Source organism: Corynebacterium anserum (assembly GCF_014262665.1).
GTDB classification, from domain to species: Bacteria; Actinomycetota; Actinomycetes; order Mycobacteriales; family Mycobacteriaceae; genus Corynebacterium; species Corynebacterium anserum.
In genome coordinates this window covers 2,165,481-2,177,419 of sequence record NZ_CP046883.1, presented here as the reverse complement: position 1 = coordinate 2,177,419, position 11,939 = coordinate 2,165,481, and the positions used below count along the sequence as shown (strand labels likewise).

Genomic DNA, 11,939 nt, shown 5'->3' with positions numbered 1-11,939 from the left:
CGACGTTCTCTCAAGACCGCTGGGCGGCTGGTTTCTTTCGGGGTGCGTGGCATACTCGTCTCTGAAATTTTGTGACTGATGGTTAGGATGTGGCGCATGAGTACTTCCGCGTCGTTATCGCATCGCGTCACTAACCGCGAGCTCGACCGAGCCCGTTTGCTCGCTAAAGTACGAGGTCGGGAGGTTACTCTATCTTCTGTTTGCGACGCCACCCCTCCCCTAATCGGTTCTGCCGAAGTGTTGGGTGAGCCTGAGGAACGGCCGTGTCCGGTTTGTCATCACCGAACCTTGAGATTGACACGGTGGATACACAGCATTTGGTTAGGTGAAAAGTCAGGTACTGCGCGTAATGTAAGGGAGATACAGAAAGTATTGGAGGACTTTTCTGCCGATCATGCAGATGGTCGGCCGGGAGAGTTGTCAATACACACTGTCGAGGTCTGCTTGCGTTGCAAGTGGAACTTTCTAATCCGGTATGAGGATTTCATTGCCGGTTAGTTGTCCTAGAACTCGAAAACTGGAGAACATCCGTTGTCACCAGACAATAAGCCACCGAGAAAGCGCCCGAACCGTCAGCAGCCGTCTGCTCGCGGCGGTCGTCCGTCCCCAGGGACTAATAACTCTCGTTCCGGCAGCTCAGGTGTAAAGAATCGCGCAGCCGGTGTGGGCGGTGCGAGCAAGAATAAGGCGAATAAAAACCGTTCGGCCTCCTCAGGCAATATCACGGCTCGTATTCGTAAAACCGAGCGTTGGAAGGACAGTAGTTTCCGTCGCCAGATTTTGGCGGGTTGTGCTGCTCTACTAGCTATCGCGATTATTCTTCCGATCGTTGCGTTCTTCGCCGCTTATTCCGTCACCAAAGTGCCGGAACCGGAGGAGCTGGTCAACAACCAGATTTCCTACATCATGGCGAGCGATAACAAGAAAGAACTCGCACGCATCGTGCCACCAGAAGGTAACCGCCAGAACGTTAGCCTCAATGAGATTCCAGAGGTCGTCAGGGACGCTGTTCTGGCCGCCGAAGACCGTGACTACTACAACAACCCAGGCTTTTCCATCACGGGCTTCGGTCGTGCAGCGTTGGGGCAGTTGCTGGGACGTTCGGGAGCTGGTGGTGGCTCGACCATCACCCAGCAGTACGTGAAGAATGCTCTGGTCGGCGACGAATATTCTGTGATGCGCAAGGCTAAAGAGCTTGTAATCTCAGCCAAGATGGCTCGCGAATGGTCTAAGGATGAGATTCTTGAGGCCTATCTGAACACGATCTATTTCGGACGCAATGCGTACGGAATTTCTTCGGCTGCGCACGCTTACTTCGACAAGAATGTGAAGGATCTCACCGCCGAAGAAGGTGCGGTGCTGGCTGCCTCTATTCAAGCACCATCCAGGCTTGATCCGTGGACTAACCGCGAAGCAGCGGAGAGCCGCTGGAAGTACGTGATGGACGGTATGCAGGATATTGGTGCGATCTCTCGTGATGAGCGAATTGCCGCGGTGTACCCGGAGGTTAAGGATCCAGCCACCACAACCAACACCTCTTTTGCTGAAGGCACTAACGGCTTGATTAAGTCCAGGGTGATCTCTGAGCTAGAAGCTGCAGGTATCACCGAGGACCAGGTGAACACTGGCGGTTTGCGCATCACCACCACCATTGATCCGAAGGTTCAGGAAGCTGCGGTGGATGAGTACCACACGCAGAAGCAGGGATACCAGGATAACTTGCTAGGGGCGGTTGTCTCTGTGGATCCGAAGACGGGGTCTATTAGGGCGTGGTACGGCGGGGATGACCCCGTTGGATTCGACTGGGCAGGCGCAGGCCTGCAAACGGGCTCAACCTTCAAGATCATTGCCCTGGCCGCCTACTTGGATCAGGGCGGGAGCATTTATGATCTGTTCGACTCCTCCCCCGTGACCACCGGTGACACTCTTGTGCAAAATGTGGGTAACGAGTCGTGTGGTACGTGTGCCATCAGCCAGGCATTGAAGATGTCCCTTAACACGTCATTCATTAGGCTGACCCGCAAGCTTAAGGGCGGTGCGCAAGATGTCGCAGATATGGCGCATCGTCTGGGCGTAGCTGAGGAATTGCCAGGTATCGGCAAGACGTTGACTGAGAACGGTAAGGCTCCGTTCGAGGGCATTACGCTGGGACAATATCAATCGTCCCCACTGGACATGGCATCTGTGCTCGCTACTTTGGCCAACGAGGGTGTATACCACCGTCCGCACTTTGTGCAGAAGGTCGAGACCTTGGATGGTGAGGTACTGCTGGACAACACTAATCCTCAAGGTGACCAGGTTATCTCCAAGGATGTGGCGGATAATGTGATTACCGCGATGGAGCCAATCGCTGCGTACTCCAATGGAAATAGTTTGGCTGGCGGACGTCCATCCGCAGCCAAGACCGGTACAGCTCAGTTGGGCGATACAGGCAAGAACAAAGACGCTTGGATGATTGGCGCCACCCCACAGCTAGCCACTGCGGTATGGATTGGTGCAGCCGATGGCGCAGCAGTATCCAACCAGTGGGGTGGCCAGATGTATGGCTCTGGCTTGCCAGCCACCATCTGGAAGAATGTCATGGATCGTGCGCTCGAGGGACAAGATGTGGAGTACTTCGCCGGCTCCGCTGATACATCCAGCAGCTATCAGAGTTCAGGGCAAAGCGGATATCAAGCACCTGCGCCGGTACAACAGTCGCCATCCACAGGAGGCGGAAATGCCAATAACGGAGCCGGCGGAACCGGAACCACTGCCCCTGGTCAGAACTCCCCACCGGGACAGAAAGCGCCATCGGCCCCAGCGCCAGGTAATGGTGCGCCACCAAATTCCCCTCCGCCTCCAGGTTTAGGTGAAATCATCGGCAATATTCTCGGATAAATTGGGACGGATGACACGTGGCGTCGAGGGTTAAAGGGACAATAGGCCGCGCGCCCGTGCGATAGTCCATCGCGATAGTCACCACGACAACGCACCGAGCAGTTCTCCACAACCGTGGGCTGAAGTGCTCGGTGCGTTTTCAGTAGTACTGTCGGGAAGCATGGCACACACCCAGCGAGTATTGCCCTCTCGGAGCGAACCTATGGCCCGCGGTTTCGCCGAATTTATCGGTGGCGCACCGGGACGCCATGCAGTGATCGGACAGCAGCACTGGTGGACCCCACTGCGCGTAATGCTCGCACTCAGCGCGGTGTTCCTTTCCCTCGGATGGCTCCAGAAAGCGAATTGCTTACGCACCGGGTTTTCAGAGGGCCTTCCTTTCACGGATTGGGGAGGACGACGCCAATACACCTCTGCTTGCTATTCAGACATCGTGGTGCTCTATCACAGCAGAGGGTTTGATCAGGGTGGGTTTCCTTATGCCTACTCTTGGCACGAGGGAGAGCTAACCCGCTATTTGGAATACCCGGTGGTCACGGGACTATTCCAGTGGTTAATGGCGGGGATCACGCGGCCGGTGGAGACTGTGTGGTCAACGCTGTCTTTACCAGTAGCCAGTTCCGCAAGTGTGAACTTTGGGGTGACAGCGGTCTTTCTGGCTGTGTTCTGGATGGCGAGCTGCGCGATTGTGGCAAGGCTGGCGGGTAATCGGACGTGGGATACAGTGCTGATGGCAGCCTCTCCCCTTGTTATCGTCCACGCATTTACCAATTATGATGCGTTGTCTATTTTTTTCGCGCTAGCCGCGTTCTCGTTGTGGGCGAAGAACAAGCCGATGCTAGCAGGTGTGATGGCCGGTGTTGGTATCGCGGCAAAACTCTGGCCGATCTTCATTGTTACGGCGCTCGTTCTACTGTGTCTGCGCGCTCGAGCGTGGAAAACTCTCGCCACGCTGCTTGGCAGCACAGTCGCGACATGGGTTGCGTTAAACCTACCGCTGTATGTCATGTACCCGCGGGCGTGGTCGGAGTTTTTCCGGCTTAACTCTTCTCGAGGCTGGGAAGGTTCCACCATCTACGCGGTGCTAGCCCACATTAGTGGTCAAGACGGTTGGGACGGCAATTCCCCTGGTCACGTGGTGCAAGGCGTGGAAGTGTTCAACCTCATCACTTTGGGGTTGCTGGTTACCTTGTTGGGTGCGCTTACTTATGCGGTGCTTCGTGCACCGTGGCAGCCACGCGTGGCTGAGGTGGCTTTTCTCGCGGTACTCGCGTTTATGATCACGAACAAAGTATGGAGCCCGCAATACTCTTTGTGGTTGGTACCTCTGATTGTGCTGGCACTCCCCCGCTGGCGTTTAGCCCTATGCTGGGCTGGTGTGGAGGCTGTGTATTGGTATCTACGCATGTGGCAGTTTCTGCCGGAAAATGAAGCGGCGCCGTATTGGGTGGTTGATTTGTTTACCCTAGTGCGGCTGGGGCTGCTGGTAGCTATGGCAGTGATTATTGTCCGTCAGATGTATGGCCACAGCTGGGATGCTGTACGTGCAGCGCATGAGGGACGAGACCCATTGGCTGGTCCATTGCGTTGTTAATTTGGCAAGTCTGTGAGGAAGAATGAGGCTATGTCCCCCACAATTGTGTTTACGATGGCTAGCGTGTTAACTGGCTTTGTTTTCTTCGGTGCTTCTTTTGCCACGTTCATGTATAAGAAGCCGAAGTCGGTGGTCTGGAGCCTTTTTGGTATCGCCATCGTATTTTTGACTGTTATTCCAGTGAGCTTGGCTGTTTTCGTGGCTACTGGCGGTTCCTAAGTTCTGCAAGCTGCGGAATCTTCGTGGTTACTCTCGAGGCACAGATAATGGCGTTACTCGCCGGTTACCGATAACGGCGTGACTCTCATGGCACACCCATGGCACCGATAATGACGCCACTTGCGCGCTACCGAAGGTGTGGTACCGATGGCTGTATACGACTTTCCTACTCATTAGGTAAAAGTGGCCTCTACCTGTAGGCTGGAGTGGTTGCTGACGCAACGACCCTCCTGTCATGCCTAAAGAGGCATGGCCGATATTAGATTTCTAGACCATAGGAGGTGATGAGGTCCGTGCGTCAATACGAGATGATGATCATCATCGACCCTTCCCAGGATGAGCGCACCGTTACCCCGTCGCTGGACAAGTTCTTGGACATTGTCCGCAAGGAAAACGGTAAGGTGGAAAAGGTCGACGTCTGGGGCAAGCGTCGCCTCGAGTACCCAATCCAGAAGAAGGACGAGGGCATTTACGTTGTTCTCGACCTGACCTGCGAGCCAGGTACTGTGCAGGAGCTTGACCGCGTTCTCAACATCAACGACACCATCATGCGCACCAAGGTGCTACGCAAGGATCAGTAATTAGATTCCTGCGAAAACCGGTATGTGCTAGAACCACACCAAGTAACACCACGTTTTCACTAATTAAGACGAAAGAGTTCACACATGGCACAGGGCGAGACTCCGATCACTGTGGTTGGCAACCTCGTTGCCGACCCAGAGCTGCGTTACACACCATCAGGTGCAGCAGTGGCGAACTTTCGCGTGGCATCTACGCCGCGCCGTTTCGATCCTCAGTCCAATCAGTGGGTCGATGGAGACGCACTGTTCCTGACCTGCAATGTGTGGCGTCAAGCAGCTGAGAACGTTGCAAATTCTTTGACTAAGGGAGACCGCGTCATTGTGACCGGACGCTTACGTCAGCGTTCTTTTGAATCCCGAGAGGGAGAGCGTCGTAGCGTTTTTGAGGTTGAAGTTGACGAGGTTGGCCCCGCGTTGAAGTACGCGACCGCTCAGATTCAGAAAACAGCGCCTTCCGGCCGCGGCGGTGGCCAGGCAGGTGGCTTCGGTGGTGGCAACAGTGGTGGTGGCCAAGGAGGCTTCAACCAGGGTGGCCAGGTTGGCGGAAGCGCACAGGGCTTCGGCGGTAACCAGGGCAACCAGGGTGGACAGAACAACCAGGGTTTCGGTGGACGCAACGCTTCCCGTGACGATGACCCGTGGAACTCTGCACCTCAGCAATCCGGTTTCGGTGGAGGCGACGAAGAACCGCCGTTCTGATCGCCAAATATTGTTGGCCAGCGTACGCGCTGGTTGAGATGAAAATTTATCAACGCTTAAAGTCAACCCCCATTGCACAACGAAAGGCTGGATCATGAAGCTGATCCTCACCGCCGCCGTTGACAATCTCGGTGTTCCCGGCGACATCGTTGAAGTCAAGGCTGGCTACGGACGTAACTACCTACTGCCACGCGGTTACGCAATCATCGCGACCCGTGGTGCAGAAAAGCAGATCGAAGGCATCAAGCGCGCTCAGGAGGCCCGCGCGATCCGCGATCTCGATCACGCACGCGAAGTCAAGGAAGAGCTGGAAAATCTCACTGGTGTGACCGTTCCTGTTCGCACTTCGGAGTCTGGCAAGCTGTTCGGCTCTGTCACTGCTGATGACATTGCCGCAGCTGTGAAGAAGGCCAACGGCCGTTCCTTGGATAAGCGCTCCATCGCTCTTTCCAAGCGCGATGTGAAGACCACTGGCAACTATGCCGTGGATGTGAAGCTACACAAGGATGTTGTTGCTTCCCTGAACTTTGAGGTTGTTGGCGAGTAATCAATAAAGCGCATTGGCGTGTAGCCCTTGCGTGAAATTTTTACGCACGGTTGCTACGTGTGTACTTGCTTAAACAACGGCAAAAGCTCTCGTGAAGTTATTCTCAGTTGGGCTTAGACACCCCGACTGACTACAACTTGTCACGCTTCACATCAGGTTTTTGCACACTGACATTGAGACATATAGACAACAGCACGCCTCATACAGGCCCTGCGCTGGTTCGAAAACGCCCATGGCTCCATGGTGTGGTGAGGAATCGGCTCAGGGCCTTCGGTGTATGTGCGTCGGTGTGTCTGTGTCGATTGTTTGCGCAGGTGTTCTTTCTCGGCGGAACGCTTGGGGCCAACTCTCATGACAGCACAGCGTCCCTCTGTGGTCATTGTTGAAAGTTTCATTGGGGGAGAGCCGTGGCGAAGGTTCACTTCATCGGGAAAAACTGCGGAATCACTGTGCGATGATTCTTATTCACAGGCCGACGAGAAATCGAATGACGAGGGGGGAGGTGGCCAAATATCACTTGGGTAATTACACGAAAGGGATTAGTCATAGTAGGATCTGCCCATCATTACCAGGAAAATAGTGGGTATAATCAAATAGAGGTACGAAACTAGAAAGTAAAAAGACGCATTTACCTGAGTAAATGCGTCTGTCTTACAATCACTTCTCGGCACGCGGCGGGTTACCCTGTTGCCGGAAGCCGGGTGGATTAAGCGCTATTACACCCCCACTGCCGTGGCCTGCCCCTGTTGCGCGAGATTCTTGGCAGCCGCGATAGCGTCTGAGTCAAAGGCCATGTCGTGATCGCGATCCGACGACAACAGACGCCGTGATTCATATACATAGTCATGTTTGATACGCCACGGATCGCTTTCACCCTGGCGCGGTAGCTCATCCACGGAACGTTGGATGTACCCGGACGACATTTCAAGCAGAGGCAACTCTGCCTTGACGCCCTGAGGCAGGAGGGGAGTGGCAAAGCGCTGATTACGCTTTTCCATGTCCTTCCACAACTCCACGACGTAGCGGGAGACCATGTCTGCGCGGAGAGTCCAAGACTGGTTGAAGTAGCCAATGGTGTAGCTGAAGTTTGGCAGTGCGTTGAGCATCAACCCGCGGTAGCTCACTAGGCTTGGGATATTCATGCTCACCCCATCTATGGCAAGCTCTGCGTTGCCGAAGGTCTGGAGCTTCAGACCAGTTGCAGTGATGAGAATGTCGCATTCCAGTAGCCGGCCATCGTCCAAGCGCACACCTTCGGCCTCTACCTGCTTGATGCGAGCGGTCACGACCTTCGCACCATCATTGATGGCTTTGAAGATGTCGCCGCCCGGAGCCTTGCAGACGCGTTGATCCCATGGGTTGTACGGGGGAGTAAAGTTCTGCTTGATTTCCTTAGCGCTAATAAAGCGCCTGTTCATAGCCCAGAAAGCTCCCTTAGCAACAGTGGGAACACCTTGGCACAGCCAGTACTGAATCATGTCACGCCAGATGTGCGTGGTGCGAGCAGCCTTGACAGCAATCTTTTCCGGAAGAATAGCCCCATAGGCGGCAGAAATGCTATCAACTTCTGGTAGGGGAGCAATGTACGTTGGGGTGCGTTGCAGCATAGTAGTGTCTGCGCCCATGTTGTGCAATGAAGGAAGGAGCGTCACTGCAGTAGCACCGGAACCGATGATCACTATTTTTTTGCCACGCACGTCGAGGCCTTCTGGCCAACGCTGTGGGTGTACAACAGTGCCACCGAAGTTCTCCAGACCGGGAATGTTCGCTGTGAAGCCTTCGCTGTGCTTGTAATAACCCGCAGCGAAATGCACGCGCTTCGTCCAGATGGTGTCCGTTTCTGCTGAGGGTGGCGTCCCTGATTCTTTTCCTTCGACGCCACCCTCGCCCCCTTCGCTCATGTCCGAGCCCTTGGCACCACGCTTGACCGTGAGTTCCCACAGGCCACTATCGGTGTGGAAATTTGCGCGCTCTACCCAGGTGGAGAGCTGCAGGCGATCCAGCAATCCCACTTCCTGCGCAACGTCACGGACGTATTCCTTGATATTGGAACCAGAGCCGAGAGTTCCGCTGTGAGGCCACTTCTTGAATGGGAAGGAGAACGTGGCCATGTCTGAGTCAGAGCGGATTCCTGGGTACGTGAAGGTATTCCAGGTGCCTCCTACGTCAGAATTGGAATCCACGGCGATCCAATCCCACTGTGGGAAACGCTTGGAGACGTGGTGCGCAAGATCCACGCCGGAGACTCCCGCGCCAACGATGACGAGGTCGTGGACGTGGGCGTCATCGTGAGCGTCTGAGGAACTGTTAATAGGAGAAACTTTAGTGCTCATGAAGCTTAGGTTACCTATAAAGCAGTACGTTGTTTTGCTAAATGACATATCTAGTGAGAAAAAACTCAGCTTGTGGAAAACTGCACGCCGGTAGATGAATGGGATGTATAAAAGGCAACAAACGCGTGACCTGCAGGTATAAAAAGCCGGCTGTCGATGGCCTGCGGGTTTGACTTTTCCCCAAGTTATCCACTGTCAATTGTTGTCAACGGACACGCAACATTGGGGCTGTGACCTGCGTTTTTATGGAAACATGCAGGTGAGAGCGACAAAAGGACGAGAGTTATCCACAAGGCGAGCTGGGGAAATCCACTTTCTTCACACTTTCTCCACAAGTTATCCACACAAGCTTGTGGATAACTTCTTTAGGAATGGGAATGAGGAGTAGTCTCGGCAAGAGAAAAGTAGTGAAAATAGTGTGACAGGGATTGCATGACGCACGGTAGTGCCAGAAGATCATCACATGCTGCATGACCCCGCGCAGGGGATAAGCGCATGGTTGGCGGCTGAGGCTCAGAAGGAAGATACACGGTCACAAGCCCGTGGATTTGAGGAATGCTAGATAGTGCGCAGTACGCGAAACTCAGGAAGGCCGCGGGCGGCGCGGAGCAAGCGTCATAAGGATCGCGTAACGTCCTTAAAACCACAGCAGTCTTATAGAAGGAGGCAGCAGACAATGGGCTTTGATACCTGGGGAATCATTCTGATCTTCTTCCTTTTCACCCCGATAATTACCGTTGGCAGCGTGAGCATCTGGTGGTATCTCAATTCCCGCAAACATCTCGACGATCCTCCGATGACGCAACAGGATTACTACACGATGGATATGAGTCAGTCCGCTCACGCGCAGCAAGCATCGCAGGAACAAAGGTGGGAGAAGAGCTCACACCCTGACGATCGCTAATTACCGCACGACAGCACTATGATTTGACATGTGACCTGAAGGGAAAAGTAAACGCCCTCTCATCGGGAATGTCCGACCGCCCGCTAGAGTAAGGCACATGAACACACAGGGTCAGAGTATGCCATACGGAGATAGCTACGGTCAGCGTTATCAGCGCGCGAATGACCGAGGCGAGTATGACGGTGAATTCCGTGGAGAGATCCAGGATCTTGGCCCCCAAATGCCTCAGAATATTGAGGCAGAACAGGGAGTTCTCGGCGGCATGCTGCTCGATAAGGAAGCCATCGCCGAGGTAGTAGAGCGGTTAGTAACGGATGATTTTTACCGCCCGGGGCATGCGTTGATCTTCGATTGCATTCTCAGGCTCTATGGCGAAGGTAAAGAAGTTGACCCGGTCATTGTGGCTAGTCGACTCGACCGAGATGGTCAGCTCGACCGGGCAGGCGGAGCGCCGTATTTGCATAGCATCATCCAGCGCACCCCTACTGCCGCCAATGTTGGTTATTACGCGAACATTGTTGCAGAAAAAGCCGTCCTACGCCGTCTAGTGCAGGCCGGGACGAAGATTGTCCAACTCGGATACTCCGGTATCGAAGGCGCAGAGGTCGATACCGTTGTGGACAATGCACAGCAGGAGATGTTCAAAATCACTGATAAAGCCTCGTCCCAGGACTATCAAGTGTTCTCCGAGCTGTTGGATGAAACTATCGCCGAACTCGATGAAAAAGAAAACGAGGGTGGACTGGCGTTAGGTGTTCCCACGGGATTCGTTGATCTCGATGACCTCACCAATGGGCTCCACGGAGGTCAAATGATTATCGTCGCTGCGCGTCCGGGCGTAGGCAAATCCACACTGGCATTGGACTTCATGCGCAGCTGTTCGATTAAACACAACAAAACATCCGCACTATTTAGCCTGGAAATGTCGAAGTCCGAGGTGATGATGCGCATCTTCTCCGCGGAGGCAGAAGTACACCTATCTGCTATGCGCGGAGGAAAAATGGAGGATGCTGACTGGGAACGTCTAACCAGAAGAATCAGCGAGATCGACCAGGCGCCGTTATTCATCGATGATTCACCGAATCTGACCATGATGGAAATCCGCGCGAAGGCCCGCCGTTTGAAGCAGCAGCATGACTTGCAGTTGATCGTGGTTGATTACCTGCAGCTGATGAGTTCAGGCAAGAAAGTGGAATCGCGGCAACAGGAGGTGTCCGAGTTTTCACGCCAATTGAAGCTGCTAGCCAAGGAAATAGATGTACCCGTGGTGGCAATTTCGCAGCTGAATCGTGGTGTGGAATCGCGCGGAGATGATGCTCTCCCACGCGTCTCTGATCTGCGTGAATCAGGTTCTCTGGAGCAGGACGCCGACATGGTCATGCTCATAAATCGCCCAGACAGCTCCAACCGTGATCACGAGCGTGCCGGCGAGGCGGACATTATCTTGGCAAAGCACCGCGGTGGACCGATAGGCACGGTCACTGTGGCGCACCAGCTGCAGTACTCGAAATTCTCCGACATGGCTCGAGATTTTGGTGTGGGACAGGCATAGAAGATTTTGCTTTGGGCAGCGCATGGGCCCACTGCGCAGCTGCAGGGAGCTGGGTAGGCGGGTTGGTGCCGGGGAAACCGCGTTCCTCTAAGGAACTGGATTAGTCCCAGGGAACCTGGGTTAGTCCTGAGAATCGGTGAACTGCACCGCGAGTTTTTTGAGGATGTGGAGGAGCGTCTCTTGCTCATCCTCGTCAATTAATTCAAACATGTGCCGGCGAACTCCCGCGACGTGTCCAGGGGAAGCCTCCGCAATAATCTTGCGCCCATGTTCTTCGATGGCCACGTATGCGCCACGGCCGTCGTTGCTGCAGGTTTCGCGTCGCACTAGACCCCGTTTGGCCATGCGCGTGATCTGGTGTGAAAGACGAGAGCGATCCCAATCTAAAGACTCCGCCAGAGCTGCGATGCGGTAGCGCCCCTCCGCGCTTTCCGAGAGGTGTACTAGGACAGCGTAGTCGGCGTAGGAGATAGACGATTGTGACAGTAATTCTTTGGCGAGAACGCTTTCCATGCGTCGGGTGACGAGGAGCCACTCGCGCCACAGAGCCTGTTCTTTATCGGACAGCCAGGGCTGTCCACTCTGTGTGCGCGAGATAGGCGTAATGGTCATGCGGACATTATTGCACAT

Annotated in this window: 11 protein-coding genes; 9 read left to right on the top strand and 2 right to left on the bottom strand. The window is 54.4% G+C overall.

Annotation, left to right across the window (positions count from 1 at the left end):
- The first annotated feature begins 78 nt into the window (after window positions 1-78).
- The 7 genes from GP473_RS09220 (at window position 79) to rplI (ending at window position 6,520) form a co-directional block, all read left to right on the top strand.
- Entirely contained in the window at window positions 79-498 is a 420-nt protein-coding gene (locus tag GP473_RS09220) for a DUF5318 family protein (protein WP_313770456.1), read from the top strand.
- 165 nt (window positions 499-663) lie between these two features.
- A complete protein-coding gene (locus GP473_RS09215) occupies window positions 664-2,880 on the top strand; it encodes a transglycosylase domain-containing protein (protein WP_390625322.1) in 2,217 nt (738 codons plus the stop codon).
- Window positions 2,881-3,040: 160 nt separating this feature from the next.
- Window positions 3,041-4,474, top strand: a complete 1,434-nt coding sequence (locus GP473_RS09210) for a glycosyltransferase family 87 protein (RefSeq protein WP_186276894.1) — start codon at window positions 3,041-3,043, stop codon at window positions 4,472-4,474.
- Between the two features lie 30 nt (window positions 4,475-4,504).
- Window positions 4,505-4,693, top strand: a complete 189-nt coding sequence (locus GP473_RS09205) for a hypothetical protein (RefSeq protein ID WP_185770555.1) — start codon at window positions 4,505-4,507, stop codon at window positions 4,691-4,693.
- A 293-nt stretch (window positions 4,694-4,986) separates the two neighbouring features.
- Window positions 4,987-5,274, top strand: coding sequence for a 30S ribosomal protein S6 (rpsF, locus tag GP473_RS09200; protein WP_185770554.1), 288 nt, complete (start codon window positions 4,987-4,989; stop codon window positions 5,272-5,274).
- A gap of 84 nt (window positions 5,275-5,358) precedes the next feature.
- On the top strand, window positions 5,359-5,973 hold the full coding sequence (locus tag GP473_RS09195; RefSeq protein ID WP_185770553.1) for a single-stranded DNA-binding protein: 615 nt from the start codon (window positions 5,359-5,361) through the stop codon (window positions 5,971-5,973).
- A gap of 94 nt (window positions 5,974-6,067) precedes the next feature.
- Window positions 6,068-6,520 (top strand): 50S ribosomal protein L9, encoded by a 453-nt coding sequence (rplI, locus tag GP473_RS09190; protein WP_185770552.1) that lies wholly within the window; start codon window positions 6,068-6,070, stop codon window positions 6,518-6,520.
- Between the two features lie 716 nt (window positions 6,521-7,236).
- On the opposite strand, the gene GP473_RS09185 is transcribed toward rplI, so the two are convergent.
- On the bottom strand, window positions 7,237-8,853 hold the full coding sequence (locus GP473_RS09185) for a flavin-containing monooxygenase (protein WP_185770551.1): 1,617 nt from the start codon (window positions 8,851-8,853) through the stop codon (window positions 7,237-7,239).
- A 676-nt stretch (window positions 8,854-9,529) separates the two neighbouring features.
- Here GP473_RS09185 and GP473_RS09180 point away from each other — a divergent pair.
- Both GP473_RS09180 and dnaB read left to right on the top strand, forming a co-directional pair.
- Complete coding sequence (locus tag GP473_RS09180) at window positions 9,530-9,757, top strand: hypothetical protein (RefSeq protein WP_185770550.1); 228 nt, start codon at window positions 9,530-9,532, stop codon at window positions 9,755-9,757.
- A gap of 97 nt (window positions 9,758-9,854) precedes the next feature.
- Window positions 9,855-11,309, top strand: a complete 1,455-nt coding sequence (gene dnaB, locus GP473_RS09175; protein WP_185770549.1) for a replicative DNA helicase — start codon at window positions 9,855-9,857, stop codon at window positions 11,307-11,309.
- Window positions 11,310-11,429: 120 nt separating this feature from the next.
- Here the strand turns inward: dnaB and GP473_RS09170 are convergent, their stop codons facing one another.
- On the bottom strand, window positions 11,430-11,921 hold the full coding sequence (locus tag GP473_RS09170) for a MarR family winged helix-turn-helix transcriptional regulator (RefSeq protein ID WP_185770548.1): 492 nt from the start codon (window positions 11,919-11,921) through the stop codon (window positions 11,430-11,432).
- Window positions 11,922-11,939 lie beyond the last annotated feature (18 nt).

Bases quoted from the DNA above. Each gene is read 5' to 3' on its own strand.
- GP473_RS09220 (WP_313770456.1), top strand. From the start codon at position 79: ATGGTTAGGATGTGGCGCATGAGTACTTCCGCGTCGTTATCGCATCGC.
- GP473_RS09210 (WP_186276894.1), top strand. From the start codon at position 3,041: ATGGCACACACCCAGCGAGTATTGCCCTCTCGGAGCGAACCTATGGCC.
- GP473_RS09205 (WP_185770555.1), top strand. From the start codon at position 4,505: ATGTCCCCCACAATTGTGTTTACGATGGCTAGCGTGTTAACTGGCTTT.
- GP473_RS09195 (WP_185770553.1), top strand. From the start codon at position 5,359: ATGGCACAGGGCGAGACTCCGATCACTGTGGTTGGCAACCTCGTTGCC.
- rplI (WP_185770552.1), top strand. From the start codon at position 6,068: ATGAAGCTGATCCTCACCGCCGCCGTTGACAATCTCGGTGTTCCCGGC.
- GP473_RS09185 (WP_185770551.1), bottom strand. From the start codon at position 8,853: ATGAGCACTAAAGTTTCTCCTATTAACAGTTCCTCAGACGCTCACGAT.
- GP473_RS09180 (WP_185770550.1), top strand. From the start codon at position 9,530: ATGGGCTTTGATACCTGGGGAATCATTCTGATCTTCTTCCTTTTCACC.
- dnaB (WP_185770549.1), top strand. From the start codon at position 9,855: ATGAACACACAGGGTCAGAGTATGCCATACGGAGATAGCTACGGTCAG.
- GP473_RS09170 (WP_185770548.1), bottom strand. From the start codon at position 11,921: ATGACCATTACGCCTATCTCGCGCACACAGAGTGGACAGCCCTGGCTG.